Below are 15,655 nucleotides of genomic sequence, written 5' to 3' on the forward strand. Positions count from 1 at the left end.
TCCTGAATCACGCAAACGACCAATCCTCAAGCCATTTTATGAGTTTACGGCCTAGAACATCGCGCGCAAAGACCTGAACCGGTTTCGCGAAAAGAGAGGGTATCGGACGCATCTCAGTGCGCGCTGGTCATGGCGAAAATGCCGGTTGCATTGCCGGTGTCGAAGGCAAGGTCCAGCCCGCCAGTCTCCGGGTCGATATCGCGGCTGATGAACTCATAGAAGGACCCCGGCACCCGGCGCATTTCATTCCCGGCGAAGAGCCGATCGACCGTGTCCGCCCGGAAAGCCGTCTGCCGCACGCGCCCCGTGCGAGAGATTTCCAGCCTGTCCTTCATTGGCCAGTCCTCAGCCTTCAACCGCTCGGCCAGCGCGGCGACATCCGCCACCCGGTCGGTGGCATGGTTGAACGCATTGCCTTCGGTCGCGATCCAGCCCGCTTCGTGGGAGCGGGAGAGCAGCAGTTCGTAATCCTCGATGCTGGCTGGCGCATGCTGGCAGTCGAAGGCCGCAATGATCGCTGGCAGAGCCTTCATCGCTTCGTCCAGGGAAACGGGCCGCTCCTCCGCATATTTCCCCAGCACAGCCCTGGCCTCAGCCGTCAGCGGATCGCGCGAGGTGCCGAACACCCGTGCCGCGACTTCGGCAAATTCGGGATCGAAGCGGTCGACATGCAGTTCCGACAGAAAAAATTGCGGAACCGCCTCGGCCATGTCCGCATGGCGATAGGCCCGCCCGGTCATCCGCAGCCGGTCCAGCGGATAGACGGCCGCCAGTTCATAGCCAAGCGGCAGCAGGATGCGGGTAAAGGCATCCTCGCCCGGCGGCAGTTCGCCGGTCGGTCCCTCGACCAGCCGCACCGTGCGCAGCGCGCCATGGTCGAACATGATCCTGCCGCCGCGCGCCACCCGGTCCGCGACATAGGCGGCCCCGCTCGGCACGCGCGTCAGCAGGTTCTGAAACAGCGCGATGTTCATCGCCATGGCAAAGGCCGCGCGCGAAACTTGCCGCCCACGCTGCGCCATCAGGACGGGATCGACATCGAGTGCGTCCAGCGCCCCGCGCGCCGCTTCGACGCCCAATGCGCCTTCGACAAGCACGCTGATCACTGCTGGATTTTCGAGCGACATGAGAGGCTCCCTATTGAAGCCCCATCATCGCATGCTTGAAATAAAATTCCAAGCCTTTGGAAGATTCACATCTTCTTGGGCATGCACTCCGCGCCCGCCGCCTTGATTGCGCCGCACAGCCGGACGGCGTCCGCGTTGCTCGCCAGCGGTCCTGCCTGCAACCGCGTCACCCCGCCGCTGGTCATGATATAGGGCTGATATCCCGACAGCCCGTTGACCCTGGCGCTGAGCTGACTCCAGAGCGATCGGGCGCGGGCCTCCGCGCTGAACGCGCCGATCTGCACGCGCCATCCGCCATTGGCCGCGCGGGGCAGGGCGGGCTTGGGCGCCGGGGGCTTTGCAGCAGCCGCTTTCACCGAAGCGGCAGGCTTGGGAACGGGAGCCGCTTCGACGGGCTTGGCCTCGGCCGGGGTGGACGGCGGCAAATCCGCCGTGCGGATCGGCCTGGGCGTGTCGCGCGACGCCGGCGCGTCCATCGACCCGGCTTGCTCCTGCTGCGCCATGGAGCGCGCCATGGCGATGCCGTCATTGCGCTGCTCCTGCGAGACATATCGGTCCATCTGTCGAAGACTCGTCGTCGCCTGCGCCAGCCCGGCCTCGGATGCCCGCGTCATCAGCGCATAGGCTCGTACCCAGTTCTTCGTCGCCAGATCGCCGTTGAACAGGGCGGTGCCGACAATATATTGCGCCCGCGCCTCGCCCCGGTCGGCGGCGTGCTGCAAATAGGGCATGGCGCCCGCGCGGTCCCCCTGCTGGAACATCAGCAGCCCCAGATTGTCCTCGGCGCGGGCATGACCCTGCCTGGCCGCCTTGCGATACCAATCGATCGCAGCCGCCTGATCCGTCTTCACGCCCCGGCCCAGCTTGCACGCCTGGCCCATATTGAACTGCGCATCGGGATCGCCGGCCTGCGCCAGCGGCTGCCACACGGCCACGGCCCGGGCATAGTCGCCCTGCTGCCACGCATCGACGCCTGCCTTCACATCGGCCAGCGCCGGCGCGGTTGCCATTATCTGGGCGACGCCCAACATCGTTCCAGCGGTCAGCACGCCCCGGATATGCTTCATGTCCATGCTCCCAATGGGTCTTTGCCCGATCCTATGCCGCAGCAAGGTTAATAGCGACTTAGCATTAAGAACATCGCCTTTTTAACCCGCTTTCAGGCTTCCGCGCGGATTAACCAATTCTTAGGCGGGCCTGTGGCACTTCTTCAACGATTGGATTTCTTGGGGGAAGTTGCGTGCGCATATTGGCATTGGCATCGCAAAAGGGGGGGTCGGGCAAGACGACCCTGTCGGGCCATCTGGCGGTTCAGGCCCAGCTGTCGGGCGCGGGTCCGGTCGTGCTGATCGACATCGATCCTCAGGGTTCGCTGGCCGACTGGTGGAATGAGCGGGAGGCCGAATATCCCGCCTTTGCCCAGACCACGGTGGCGCGCCTTGCCGCCGACCTCGAAATCCTCCGTCAACAGGGCTTCAAGCTGGCCGTCATCGACACGCCGCCCGCCATCACCATGGCGATCCAGAGCGTCATCTCGGTGTCCGAACTGATCGTCGTGCCCACCCGTCCCAGCCCGCACGACCTGCGCGCCGTCGGTGCCACCGTCGACCTCTGCGAACGGGCAGGCAAGCCGCTGATCTTCGTGGTCAATGCCGCCACGCCCAAGGCGCGGATCACCTCCGAAGCCGCCGTCGCTTTGTCCCAACATGGGACAGTCGCCCCGGTCACGCTGCACCACCGCACGGATTTCGCCGCCTCGATGATCGACGGCCGCACGGTGATGGAGGTCGACCCCAATGGCCGCTCGGCCGGGGAGGTCAGGCTGTTGTGGACCTATGTGTCCGATCGCCTCGAAAAGAATTTCCGCCGCACCGTCTTTTCCGTGCCGCACAATGCGGTCGGCACGGCAGGCACGGTGCGTCCGGCAAGCGGTGGCTTTGGCCGCCGGGTTTCGCAATAAGGGGAGGGGATTATCATGGCCGAACCGAAACCTCTCGCCTCGCTGACCTCGGGCCTGCTGGCCCGCAAGGGCGCCGCCTCACCCGCCATGCGCCGTCCGGTCTTTGGCCTGACCGCCGGAGCCAACGCGCTTCAGGAGGATCTGGGCTGGAACGACATGGGCTTTGACGTGACTCAGCCCGAACCTGCTCCGGCGGAGGCGCGTTCCGTCGCCGGCTTGACACCGATGACGGCTGTTCCGGCCATGGCTCCGGTGCCCGCCGTGGTCGTCGAGCGCGAGGAACTGGCTGAGCGCATCGCCGAAACCAGCACGCCTGCCAGGGTCGCGAAGCCGAAAAAGCCCGCCGCGCCCCGCACTGCCGCCGCGGCGAAGGGCCGCAAGGCTGCCTTCACCCTGCGGCTCGATGCCGACCGCCATCTGAAGCTTCGCCTCGCCTGCGCCATTGTCGGCCGATCGGCGCAGCAAATGGTGACGCAGGCGCTGGACATCTATCTCGCCAGCCTGCCGGAAGTCGATCGGCTGGCCCAGCAACTGCCGCGCGCTCGCGGCGACGATTAAGGGGACGCCAAGCCATGAAGCGCAAGGCCTTCGCCAAAGCAGCGTTTGCGTCGATGCTCCTTGGAACGACCATGGTGGGTTGCACCGGCGCGGCCTTTCGCCCCGCTGCCATAGCCCCGCAGCAGGACCCCGATCGTCTCGCCGCCCATGTCGAAAAGGCGCTGGCCGATCGTGACGGCACCCGCGCGGTCGACCTGGCGGAAGCCGCCGTGCAGAGTGCGCCGCAGGATGCCCGCTATCGCCAGCTGCTCGGCCGTGCTTATGTAGCAGACGGCCGTTTCGCCTCCGCCGAAACCGCGCTGTCGGATGCCATGGCGCTCGGCCATCGCGATGCGCGCACCATCATCACCCTGGCGCTGGTGCAGGTGGCGCTGGGCAAGGATCGCGCCGCTCGCGACCTGCTCGCCAACAGTGCCGACATCGTTCCCGCCGCCGACTATGGCCTTGCCATGGCGATGGCGGGCGACGCGCCCGAAGGCGTGCGCATCCTGTCGGAGGTGATCCACGATCCCTCCGCGACCGCGCAGACTCGGCAGAACCTCGCATATGCTTACGCGCTGGCGGGCCGATGGAAGGACGCGCGCATGATGGCGGGCTTCGACCTCGATCCGCTTGTCGCCAACCAGCGCATCACCGAATGGGCGCAGAACGCCGCGCCGGGCCTCTCGCAGCAGCGCGTGGCCGCCCTGATGGGCGTGACGATCAACGGCGCGGATGCCGGCCCGCCCGCCGCACTGGCGCTGGCCCCGGCAACCGCGCCGACCGCCCAGATGGCACAGGCTGCTCCCGTCGAGCAGGCTGCCGAAGCCGCCCCGGTCGAAATGGCCGCTGCTCCCGCGCCGCATCCCGTTGCGGTGGAAGCCCCCGCGCCGATGATTCAGGCCCTCGCGGCCCCGGCCCGCGTCGCCGCGCCACGTCAGCTCGCCAAGCGTTCCGCACCGACCCCTGTTCAGCAGGTCGCTTTCCGCACGAGCGGTCAGGGCAATTGGGTGGTGCAGCTCGGCGCCTATGACAATGCGGCGATTGCCAGGGAAAAATGGATCGCCATGGCACGCCGCCAGACCATGCTCGCCACGCTTCCCGTCGTGACCAGCCAGATCACGGTCAACGGCGCCACCCTCGCCCGCCTGGCTGTCGGTCGCTTCGATGATCGGGCGGAAGCCAGCGCGCTTTGCCGCGCGATTCAGGCACGCCGGGGCCAGTGCTTCGTACGCGAGAATGTCGCTGACGCCACGCCCCAGCGCTGGGCTGTTGCAGTCCGGGGCCGCCAATACGCCTCGCGCTGAAGGCAGGGTTGCGGAGGGCTATAACTGGCCATTTGTGGACATTGAGCGCGAGGTGCTCCTGCGCAGGCAGGAGCCCAGTTCGGATGTTGCCATGACGAAGTGAGGGCGGGACTGGGTTCCTGCCTGCGCAGGAACACGGTGCGTGTTAAGGAACGCGCAGCTAAGCAGCCCGTCCGCCTTCCACCCGCAACGGCATGTCTCCGGCCACCACCACGACATCCGTCGACAGGCGCTGCGCGCGCCAATCTGCTCTTGAAATATCCAGGGAAATTCCAGCTGTTCCAACCCGCTGGAAAGGGTGAAAAGTGGCTCCCCGAGTAGGATTCGAACCTACGGCCATTCGATTAACAGTCGAATGCTCTACCGCTGAGCTATCGGGGAACAACCCGGTTTCCGCCGGGCAGGCCGCGCATATGCAGCGGCTTTTCCCAAATGGCAAGGGCTTGCGGAACTGCCCGTCACAAAAAAGAAGGTAAACAGCGCGAATAGGAGGAGCATATGCGAAATCCCGCCCGAAAGCGTCAATATCGCCTGTTTATGGAAGGTTTCCCGGCGCCGATCGCCGGATGAAAAGTGGCTCCCCGAGTAGGATTCGAACCTACGGCCATTCGATTAACAGTCGAATGCTCTACCGCTGAGCTATCGGGGAGCAACCCGGTTTCCGCCGGGCAGGCTGCGCCTATAGCAGCGGCTTTCCGGCAATGGCAAGCGCCAAATTGCGGAAAATCACGCGATAAACTGTTCCGCCGCGATCCGGTCGTCCAGCGTATGTTCCGGGTCGAACAGCAGCGTCAGCGGCGTCGCGCGATCGATCTTCACTTCGACCTGCGCGACGTCGCGCACTTCGCGCTGGTCGGCCACGGCGCTGACCGGCCGCTTCACCGGATCAAGCACGGTGAACTGGATCGCCGTATTTTCGGGCAGGATCGCGCCGCGCCAGCGTCGGGGCCGGAAAGGGCTGATCGGCGTCAGCGCCACCAGTGCCGATCCCAGGGGCAGGATCGGCCCATGCGCCGACAGATTATAGGCGGTCGATCCGGCAGGCGTCGCCACCAGCACCCCGTCGCACACCAGTTCCGGCAGCACGGTGCGGTCATTGACCTTCACCTCCAGCCTGGCGGTCTGGCGCGTCTCGCGCAGCAACGACACTTCGTTGATGGCCGGAATGGAGAACCGTTCCCCATCCACCGTGTCCACCGTCATGCGCAGCGGATTGACCTTGAACGGCTTGGCGGACTCGATCCGCTGCTCCAGCCGTTCCAGCCGCCACTCGTTCATCAGGAAGCCGACCGTGCCCAGATTCATTCCAAATACAGGCAATATCCGCCGCCCCTCCAGCATGGAGTGCAGCGTCTGGAGCATGAAGCCGTCGCCGCCGAGCGCGATGATCATGTCCGCCTGCTCGACGGGCACGAAATCATAAGCCGCGCGCAGCCTTTCCTCCGCCGCCTTGGCGGCCGGACTGGGGGAGGCGACCAGTGCGCGCCGCACCTCTTCGGTCATCCGCCGGTCACGCTCATATGCCGCCGCACCGCTGCCGTGGCACCCGCGCCGATGCGGAAATCATGGGCGGCCGGCTTCAGCCGCAAGGCGCGGTCGATCAAAGGTTCAACCGCCTGCAATCCGCCCTCGCGGAAGGCGGCCTTCAGGTCGACATGATCCTCATGCCCCAGGCACATGAAGATCTTGCCCTCGCAGGTCATGCGCATGCGGTTGCAGTCCGCGCAGAAATTGTTGGTGAGCGGGGTGATCAGCCCCAGCCGCGCATTCATTCCTTCCACCCCATGATAGCGTGCCGGGCCGCCCGTGCGATGCGCGATCGGGGTGAGCGCGTGATGCTGCCGGATCGAATCCGCCACCTGCGTCAACGGCAGATAATGGTCGGTCCGATCCTCGCCCGTTTCGCCCAGCGGCATCGTCTCGATCAGCGTCAGGTCGAAGCCCTGATCATCGCACCACCGGAGCATGGGCAGGATTTCATCGTCATTGACGCCGTTGAGCGCCACCATGTTGATCTTGACCGACAGGCCTGCCGCCAGCGCCGCGTCCAGCCCATCGAACACGGCCCGCACGTCGCCACCCCGCGTCACATGGGCAAAGCGTTCGGGATCGCGGCTGTCCAGACTGACGTTGATCCGCCTGATGCCCGCATCGAACAGCGCCTGCGCGTGCTGCGTCAATCGCGTGCCGTTGGTGGTCAGCGTCACCTCGTCCAGCCCGCCGCCCAGATGGCGTCCGATCCGGCGCACCAGATCGACGATGTCGCGCCGCACCAGCGGCTCGCCGCCCGTCAACCTGATCTTGCGCACGCCCCTCGCGATGAAAAGATCGGCCAGCAGGGCGAGTTCTTCCAGCGTCAGTACCTGGTTCTTGGGCAGGAAACTCATCCGCTCCGCCATGCAATAACGGCAGCGCAGGTCGCAACGATCCGTCACCGAAATCCGCAAATAGCTGATCCGGCGGCCAAGTGCATCGGTCAAAGCCGTGCGCCCAAGATCGGCCCTATCCATAATGCCTAGCTAGGCGATGGACCCGCCGCGCGCAAGCGTCGCAGGTCATTGTCCCGCCACGAGCCGGTTGCGACATTGTGAACAGGTCGGTAACCGATAGGAAGTAGGAAGGGACGATGGGCCGTCCCAAGGAGCATGATGTGAGCGGTGAAACCGCACTGGACGGACAGCGCAGCCTCTTCATTCTGTCTCCGGACGACCGCGACGGCCTCTCGCATCTCGCGCGGCAGGCGGGCTGGCGCGTCATCGCGGCCCGGCGAGCCACCGATGCTGCGCAGCGTTTCCTGCGCAGCGATGCCCAGATCGCCCTGGTCGACATGCGGGGCGTCGGGGAAGGCGATCATCGGCTGATCGCATCGGTCGTCACCGCGGTCGATGCGGGGGGCGGGGCGCTGATCGTACTGATCGGCGCGCAGGATATTGCTGCCGTGCCCCGCCTGCTGGAGGCGGGGGCCACCCATTATCTTGCCGCGCCCTTTGCGCCGGACGGCCTGCGCGCCACCCTGTCGTCGGCGCAGCGGCTGGTCGATCGGCTGGTCGGCGGCGCGACCCACAGCCGGCGCGCCCAGCGCATCCGGCGCGGCGATGCGCTGTTTTGGGAGAGGGAGGGGGACGGCATCCGCCTCAGCGACAGTCTCGCCCGTCATCTCGGCCTCGACAGTCAGCATATCAGCCCGGCCGGCTTTCTTCGCCGGCTTCCGCGCGTGGAGCGCCGTTCCGTCATCGCGGCGCTCCGCAGCATGATGCGGTCCGGCCGTCCGGAGGCTTTTGCCCACGCTGCACCCGGCCGCTCCGGCGACCGGCTGGTCCATCATCTGCGGTTGATCGACGGAGTCGTCGCGGCGGATGTCGAATGGCTGTCCGACGCCGATGGCCATGACGCGACCGGTCGTGACGATCTGACCGGCCTGCGCTCGCGTCAGGCCGCGCTCGACTGGCTGGAGCGACGCTCCGGCCTGGCGACGACGGTGTTGCTGTTGTCGATCAGCCAGTTCGACCGGATGAACGCGGCCTATGGGCAAGTGGTGGGCGACGCGCTGCTGGGCCGCATCGCCCGCCGGATCGAGCGCATGACCGTCGACATGGCCGCAGGCGCGATCGCCGCGCGCATCGCGGGCACGGAATTCCTCATCGGCCTGACCGGCGAAGCCGCCGCAGCCGACCGCGCGACCTTTCTGGCGCGCCAGCTGATCGGGGCGATTGGCCGGCCGTTCAGCGCGGGCGATCATCTCATCCGCCTGACGGCCCGCTGCGGCATTGCCCAGTCTCGTCCGGAGGATGACGCGACCCGCCTCATCCGCCGCGCCGGCACCGCGCTGGCCGATGCGCGGCAGGGCGGGGGAGAGGGCATCCGCATATTCTCCTCCGAAAAACGGAGCCGTCAGGTCGACGCCGACCAGCTGGAAACCGATCTTCGCCTTGCCCTTGATCGCGGCGAGATCGGTATCCTGTTCCAACCGCAATATCCTGTCGACAGCGAGCATATGACCGGCGTGGAGGCGCTGGCCCGCTGGAACCACCCGCAATATGGCGCGCTGGGCGCCGGCATGCTGTTCGCGACGGCGGAGCGGTCCGATTACATGCTGCCGCTCTCCTCGCACATCCAGGCCGAAGCTCTGGCCCAGGCCGCTGCCTGGCCCCGCGCGCTGTCCCATCTGCGCCTGTCGATCAACGTCACGGCGGAGGATATCGCCCAGCCCGGCTTCATGCCGCGCTTCCTCAATCTGGTGGACATGAGCGGTTTCCCGCGCTCCCGCCTGACCGTGGAAATCACTGAAAGCGGCCTGATCGAGGATGTGGACAATGCCACCGCGCTGCTGACCGCGCTGCGCGCCGAAGGGCTGGCGGTGGCGGTGGACGATTTCGGCACCGGCTATTCCAGCCTCGCTTATCTGAAGAGCCTGCCGCTCGACTATCTCAAGATCGACAGCGGCCTTGCCCAGGACATCGCCGGAACCGCCCGCGACCGCATCATCGTGCGCGGCGTCATCCACATGGCGAAATCGCTCGGCCTCAGCGTCATAGCGGAAGGCGTGGAGACAGAGCAGCAGCTCGATCTCCTGGCCCGGGAGGGGTGTGATTATTATCAGGGCTTCCTGCGCTCGGCGGGCGTTTCCTCCGCCGATCTGGTGGCTTTGGCGCTCAAACCCTGACGCCTGCACGCCAGGCCAATCCTACCCGGCCGCCTTCGCGAGTCCCTTCGAAAGCTGCAAAGCTCCATTCAGCCGCGCCCCCGGATCGGCCCAGGCCCGGTTCACCACGACCTTGCTGTCCGGCCGCAACCGAGCCACCCCATTCAACCGCTGGATATAGGCGACCAGCCCCTCGGGCCGTGGAAAGTGATCCTCGAAGAAGCTGACCAGAGCGCCCTTCGCCCCGACATCGATCTTGGCGATGTTCGCCTTCACGCAATTCTGCTTGATCTCGATGACCTTGAACAGATTTTGCGTCGGCGCAGGCAGCTTGCCGAAGCGGTCGATCAGTTCCGCGGCGAAAGCCTCCAACCCCTGCCGGTCCTCGACCTCGTTCAGGCGGCGATACAGCCCCATGCGCAGATCGAGATCAGGCACATAATCCTCCGGGATCAGGATCGGTGCATCCACCGTGATCTGCGGCGAGAAGCTATCCCGCTTCTCGATTCCAGCGCCACCAGCCTTCGCCTCCAGGATCGCATCCTCCAGCATCGACTGGTAAAGTTCGAACCCGACCTCCTTGATATGCCCGGACTGCTCGTCCCCAACCAGATTGCCCGCGCCCCGAATATCCAGATCGTGCGAAGCCAGCTGGAACCCGGCCCCCAGCGTGTCCAGATCGGACAGCACCTTCAGCCGCTTCTCCGCCGTATCGGTGATCACCTTGTTCGCAGGCGTCGTGAAATAGGCATAGGCCCGCGTCTTGGACCGCCCGACACGCCCGCGAAGCTGATAGAGCTGCGCCAGCCCGAACCGATCCGCGCGATGAATGATCAGCGTATTGGCGGACGGAATGTCCAGCCCGCTCTCCACGATCGTGGTCGACAGCAGCACGTCATAACGCTTGTCGTAAAAGGCCGACATCCGCTCCTCGACATCGGTGGCGCTCATCTGACCATGGGCGACGATGGGCTTCACCTCCGGCACCTCGGTTCGAAGAAATTCCTCCACCTCGGTCAGATCGGCGATGCGGGGCACAACGAAGAAACTCTGCCCCCCGCGATAATGTTCGCGTAGCAGAGCTTCGCGGATCACCACCCCGTCCCAGGGCATGATGTAGGTCCGCACCGCCAGACGATCGACCGGCGGCGTCTGGATCACGGACAGTTCCCGCAGCCCCGACATCGCCATCTGCAACGTCCGCGGAATAGGCGTCGCCGTCAGCGTCAGCACATGCACATCGGTCTTGAGGCTCTTCAGCCGCTCCTTATGCGTCACGCCGAAGCGCTGCTCCTCGTCAACGACGACGAGGCCGAGCCGCTTGAATTCCAACCCTTTCGCCAGCAGAGCATGGGTGCCCACGACAATATCGACTGTCCCATCGGCCAGCCCGGCCTTTACGGCCTTGGCCTCCTTGTCCGGCACCAGCCGAGACAGCCGCCCGATATTCACCGGGAACCCCCGAAACCGCTCCTCGAAATTCATATGATGCTGCCGGGCGAGCAGGGTGGTCGGGCAGATCAGCACCACCTGCATCCCCGCCATGGCCGCCACGAAAGCCGCGCGCAAAGCCACCTCGGTCTTGCCGAAACCCACATCGCCGCACACCAGCCGGTCCATCGGCCGTCCCGCGCCCAGATCGTCGACCACATCCATGATCGCGCGATCCTGATCCTCCGTCTCCTGATAGGGGAAGCGATCGACGAACGCCGGATAACCCGCGCTGTCCGGCTCCGCCACCGTCGCCGCCCGAAGCGCGCGTTCTGCCGCTGTCTTCAGCAGTTCACCCGCAATCTCGCGGATGCGCTCCTTCATCCGCGCCTTGCGCCGCTGCCACGCCTCGCCGCCCAGCTTGTCGAGGCTCACCCCTTCGCTGTCGGAGCCGTATCGGGAGAGGACCTCCAGATTCTCCACCGGCACGTACAGCTTGTCGCCGCCCGCATATTCCAGCGCCACGCAGTCATGCGCCGCCTTGGCGACGGGTATTTGCGTCAGCCCCTCATAGCGGCCGATCCCATGGTCCATATGCACCACCAGATCGCCCGGCGAGAGCGTCGCCAGCTCCTGCAAAAAGGCGTCGGCATTCTTCTTCCGCTTGGCCCGCCGCACCAGCCGGTCGCCCAGCATGTCCTGCTCGGTCAGCACCGCCACGTCCGGCGTGGTGAAACCATGATCCAGCGGCAACACGGTCAGCACCGTGCTCCCGCCCGCAGCGATCCCCAGCGCCTCCTGCCAGCTGTCCGCCGCGGCGACCCGCTTCAGCCCATGATCGACCAGCAGCCCCGAAAGCCGCTCCCGCGCTCCCCCGGAATAGCTGGCGATGACGACCTTTTTCTTCGCCCGCTGCAACGAAGCGATATGCTTGCCCACCGCTTCATAGACATTGGCGTTCTGCGCCCGCTCCGGCGCGAAATCACGCGGCCCGTCGACCTCGAAATCCAGAACCGTCACGCTCTCCGGCTCATGAAAGGGCGTGGTCGCATGCATCGGCCATTCCCGCACGATGCCATCCCACTCATCCGCGTCCAGATAGAGCGCCTTGGGTTCCAGAGGCCGATAAGCCCCCGGGTCGGACGACTTCGCCTGCACGCGATTGGCATGATAGTCCCGAATCGCCTCGAACCGCGCCTCCGCCGCGCCCGCCACGCCATGATCCAGCAGGATCAGCGTATCGTCGCCCAGATGCTCGGTCATCGGCACCAGCCGTTCCTCGAACAGCGGGAGCCAGTGCTCCATGCCCGCCAGCCGACGCCCGTCGCTCACCGCCTGATAGAGCGGATCGCCCGTCGCCGTGGCGCCGAACGTCTCGCGATAGCGCCCACGGAAGCGCTTGATCGTCTCCTCATCCAGCAAAGCCTCGGACGCCGGGAGCAAGGTGAACCCCTCGACACTCCCGCTGGTCCGCTGATCGGCGGGATCGAAGCGCCGCACCGTCTCGATCTCATCCCCGAAGAAATCGAGCCGTAGCGGCTGTTCCTCGCCACCGGGAAACAGATCGACAATGCCCCCACGGATGGCGAACTCGCCCCGGTCATGCACGGTATCGGTCCGCACATAGCCATTGGCCTGCAACATCTCGGCCAGCCGCGAAATCGCGATTCGCTCCTTGGGCGCCAGCTTCGCCACCAACTGCCGCACGCGGAACGGCGTCAGCGTGCGCTGCGTCAGCGCATTGAGCGTGGTCAGAACAAGCTGCGGCCCCTTGGGCTTGGCCTGCAACGCATGCAATCCCGCCAACCGCGCCGAAGCCGTCCGCAGCGAAGGACTGGCCCGGTCATAGGGCAGGCAGTCCCAGGCCGGTATCTCGACAATCTCGATCTCCGGCGCGAAATAATGCGCCGTATCCGCCACCGCCCGCATGAGCTGCTCGTCCGGCGCGACGAACAAGGCGCGGGAAGACGCCGCCCGCGCTATGTCCGCCAGCAACCAGGGCTGGAAACCCGCCGGAACGCCGGAAAGAGTGATAGGCGAGGAGGCTTTGAGAATCTTGAGAAGGTCAGTCATATTCCAGTTTCGTCATTCCCGCGAAGGCGGGAACCCATCTCCCAACCTCAAATCTGGATGCTCCGTCAGGGGGATGACGGAGGGGGGGAGGGCGTTACTTCTTCCCGATCTCCACGAAATCCATCTTCACGAACCTGTCCCACATCGGCCCGCGCCACGCATCCGGCAACGGCAACGTCCCCAGGGCCCAGGCCATGATGTCGGCGTCCTGTTCCTCGATGAACCGCTCGAACCAGTCGAGTTCCTCTTCACCCCATTCGGAATGGTAACGGTCAAAGAACCCACCCACGGCCAAATCCGCTTCCTTGATGCCACGATGCCATGCCCGGAATTGCAGGCGGCGGATGCGGGGATCTTCGTTCACAATTTGTTCCTTGCGCAGACATGCCAAAATCACCGATCGCCAAAATCCCATTGGATGTTTGCGCATCGTCCCGGCTGGGCTAGACACCGCCAGATAGCCATGCGACCCGATATCCTCAACCCACTCTTCACCGAAATCGAAGCGCTCAAGGGTGTAGGCCCCGCGCTGGCCAAACCGCTGGAGCGCCTCGGCCTCGCCCGCGCGGTGGACGTGGTGTTCCATTTGCCGGTCAGCTTCATCGACCGCCGCATGGTGGACGAACTGATTCTCTCCGACTCCGGCCGCGCCATCGGCATCGAACTCACCCCCACCGACTATCGCGCCTCCGGCAGCGCCCGCGCGCCCTTCCGCGTGATCGCGCAGGACAGGCACGGCAACACGGTCGCGCTGGTCTATTTTGGCCGCAACAGCGCTTGGCCCCGCAAGCTGCTGCCGCTCAATGAACCCAAATTCATCTCCGGCAAGCTGGAGGCCTATGGCGACAATCTCCAGATCGTCCACCCCGACTATGTCCTGCCGCCGGAGGAAGCTGCCACCATCCCCGCGCGAGAGCCGGTCTACGGGCTGTCGGAGGGATTGACCAACAACCGCCTGCGCGACCTCGTCGCCCAATCGCTGAGCCGGGCCCCCGACCTTCCCGAATGGATCGAACCCAGCCTGCTCGCCCGCAAGGGCTGGCCCACATGGCACGAAGCGCTCACCCGCATCCACGCCGATCCCAGTGACGCAAAGGCTCGCGAACGCCTGGCCTATGACGAAATCTTCGCCGGCCAACTCGCGTTGATGCTGGTCCGTCAGTCCTCCCGCAAGCGGCGGGGCGTTCCGATAGAAGGCGATGGTCGCCTGCGTGCCATGCTGCAACTCCCCTTCGCCCCGACCGGCGCCCAACGCCGCGCCTTCGGAGAGATTGAAGGCGACATGGCCCAACCCGTCCCCATGCTCCGCCTCCTCCAAGGCGATGTAGGCTCCGGCAAGACCCTCGTGGCCCTGATGGCCCTCCTCAATACGGTCGAAGCAGGCGCCCAGGGCGGGCTCCTCGCCCCCACCGAAATCCTCGCCCGCCAGCATTATGAGACGCTGCGCAAAATGGCGTCGGGCCTGCCCGTCACCATCGCCATCCTCACCGGCCGGGAAAAGGGCAAGACCCGCGAATCCACCCTGATGGGCCTTGCGGACGGCAGCATCGACATACTCGTCGGCACCCACGCCATCTTTCAGGAAGCCGTCCGCTACAGGAATCTGGCCCTCGCGGTCATCGACGAACAACACCGCTTCGGCGTCGCCCAGCGCATGATGCTCGCCGCCAAGGCCGAACGCACCCCGCATCTTCTGGTGATGACGGCGACCCCGATCCCGCGCACGCTGACACTCACTTATTATGGCGAAATGGACGTCTCCCGCCTCGATGAGATGCCTCCCGGCCGCCAGCCGATCCAGACGGTGGTGATGTCCGCCAACCGCCTCGACGAAGTGGTCGAAGCGCTCGCCCGCCATATCGAGGGCGGCGGTCAGGCCTATTGGGTCTGCCCCTTGGTCGAGGAAAGCGAAACCAGCGATCAGGCCGCCGCCGAAGCCCGCGCCGAAATGCTGAAAATGCGCTTCGGCGACCTCGTGGGCCTCGTCCACGGCCGCATGAAGGGCCCGGAAAAGGACGCCGCGATGGAGGGTTTCGCTTCGGCTCGCACGAAAATCCTTGTCGCCACCACCGTCATCGAAGTGGGCGTCGACGTGCCCAACAGCAATCTCATCATCATCGAAGGCGCCGACCGCTTCGGCCTGGCCCAGCTCCACCAGCTGAGAGGCCGCGTCGGCCGGGGCCAGAACCACAGTGTCTGCATCCTCCTGCGCGGCAGCGCCCTCTCGGAAACCTCCCGCGCCCGTCTGGCTCTCATGCGGGAAACCAACGACGGCTTCCGCATAGCCGAAGAGGACCTTCGCCTGCGGGGAGCCGGCGAAATCCTCGGCACCCGCCAATCGGGCGAGGCGCAACTCAAACTCGCCACCCCTGAACATCTCTCGGCGCTTCTCGATTCAGCGCGAGATGACGCGCATCTCCTCATAGACCGGGACGGCGGCCTGACCGAAGCAAGAGGGGAAGCCGCAAGAACCTGCCTCTACCTCTTCGAGCGCGACGCTGCGGTAGGCCTCCTCCGCAGCGGCTAGTCACCTGGAACTGAAGTAGGTTATATTGTAGAGTGCTGCCGTCTGAACGAT

The 15,655-nt window shown here is 65.5% G+C and carries 11 protein-coding genes and 2 tRNA genes; 5 read left to right on the forward strand and 8 right to left on the reverse strand.

What is annotated here, in order from left to right; all coding sequences use genetic code 11:
* Positions 1 to 113: 113 nt before the first annotated feature.
* Positions 114 to 1,127, reverse strand: a complete 1,014-nt coding sequence (locus RUH75_RS21090) for a 2-oxoadipate dioxygenase/decarboxylase family protein (RefSeq protein ID WP_313809161.1) — start codon at positions 1,125 to 1,127, stop codon at positions 114 to 116.
* A gap of 65 nt (positions 1,128 to 1,192) precedes the next feature.
* Positions 1,193 to 2,200 (reverse strand): SPOR domain-containing protein, encoded by a 1,008-nt coding sequence (locus tag RUH75_RS21095; protein ID WP_313809162.1) that lies wholly within the window; start codon positions 2,198 to 2,200, stop codon positions 1,193 to 1,195.
* Between the two features lie 167 nt (positions 2,201 to 2,367).
* On the opposite strand from RUH75_RS21095, the gene RUH75_RS21100 reads away from it, so the two are divergent.
* From RUH75_RS21100 to RUH75_RS21110, 3 genes are read left to right on the forward strand one after another with little or no spacing between them, the layout of a single operon-like run.
* Positions 2,368 to 3,087 carry a ParA family protein gene (locus tag RUH75_RS21100; protein ID WP_313809163.1) on the forward strand — a complete coding sequence of 240 codons (720 nt, stop codon included), beginning with the start codon at positions 2,368 to 2,370 and terminating at the stop codon, positions 3,085 to 3,087.
* 15 nt (positions 3,088 to 3,102) lie between these two features.
* The gene (locus tag RUH75_RS21105) at positions 3,103 to 3,645 is read left to right on the forward strand and encodes a hypothetical protein (protein ID WP_313809164.1); all 543 of its coding nucleotides are present in this window, start codon (positions 3,103 to 3,105) and stop codon (positions 3,643 to 3,645) included.
* Between the two features lie 14 nt (positions 3,646 to 3,659).
* On the forward strand, positions 3,660 to 4,931 hold the full coding sequence (locus tag RUH75_RS21110; protein ID WP_313809165.1) for an SPOR domain-containing protein: 1,272 nt from the start codon (positions 3,660 to 3,662) through the stop codon (positions 4,929 to 4,931).
* Between the two features lie 306 nt (positions 4,932 to 5,237).
* Here the strand turns inward: RUH75_RS21110 and RUH75_RS21115 are convergent.
* The 4 genes from RUH75_RS21115 to moaA form a co-directional block, all read right to left on the reverse strand.
* Positions 5,238 to 5,312 (reverse strand) — tRNA-Asn (locus RUH75_RS21115).
* Positions 5,313 to 5,505: 193 nt separating this feature from the next.
* Positions 5,506 to 5,580: transfer RNA gene (locus RUH75_RS21120), tRNA-Asn, on the reverse strand.
* Between the two features lie 77 nt (positions 5,581 to 5,657).
* Positions 5,658 to 6,434, reverse strand: coding sequence for an NAD kinase (locus tag RUH75_RS21125; RefSeq protein ID WP_313809166.1), 777 nt, complete (start codon positions 6,432 to 6,434; stop codon positions 5,658 to 5,660).
* Positions 6,431 to 7,441 carry a GTP 3',8-cyclase MoaA gene (moaA, locus tag RUH75_RS21130; protein ID WP_313809167.1) on the reverse strand — a complete coding sequence of 337 codons (1,011 nt, stop codon included), beginning with the start codon at positions 7,439 to 7,441 and terminating at the stop codon, positions 6,431 to 6,433. The genes RUH75_RS21125 and moaA overlap by 4 nt, the downstream gene beginning before the upstream one ends.
* A 116-nt stretch (positions 7,442 to 7,557) precedes the next feature.
* Between moaA and RUH75_RS21135 the strand changes: the two genes are divergently transcribed.
* A complete protein-coding gene (locus tag RUH75_RS21135) occupies positions 7,558 to 9,594 on the forward strand; it encodes a putative bifunctional diguanylate cyclase/phosphodiesterase (protein ID WP_409592412.1) in 2,037 nt (678 codons plus the stop codon).
* Positions 9,595 to 9,615: 21 nt separating this feature from the next.
* Here RUH75_RS21135 and mfd read toward each other — a convergent pair whose 3' ends face one another.
* Positions 9,616 to 13,077: a transcription-repair coupling factor gene (mfd, locus tag RUH75_RS21140; RefSeq protein WP_313809169.1), complete on the reverse strand. Its 3,462-nt coding sequence runs from the start codon at positions 13,075 to 13,077 to the stop codon at positions 9,616 to 9,618.
* Between the two features lie 94 nt (positions 13,078 to 13,171).
* On the reverse strand, positions 13,172 to 13,441 hold the full coding sequence (locus tag RUH75_RS21145) for a succinate dehydrogenase assembly factor 2 (RefSeq protein WP_313809170.1): 270 nt from the start codon (positions 13,439 to 13,441) through the stop codon (positions 13,172 to 13,174).
* Positions 13,442 to 13,540: 99 nt separating this feature from the next.
* On the opposite strand from RUH75_RS21145, the gene recG reads away from it, so the two are divergent.
* Positions 13,541 to 15,604, forward strand: a complete 2,064-nt coding sequence (gene recG / locus RUH75_RS21150) for an ATP-dependent DNA helicase RecG (RefSeq protein ID WP_313809171.1) — start codon at positions 13,541 to 13,543, stop codon at positions 15,602 to 15,604.
* The last annotated feature ends 51 nt before the right edge of the window (positions 15,605 to 15,655 follow it).

Source organism: Sphingobium sp. (genome assembly GCF_032153725.1).
Classification (GTDB): Bacteria; Pseudomonadota; Alphaproteobacteria; order Sphingomonadales; family Sphingomonadaceae; genus Sphingobium.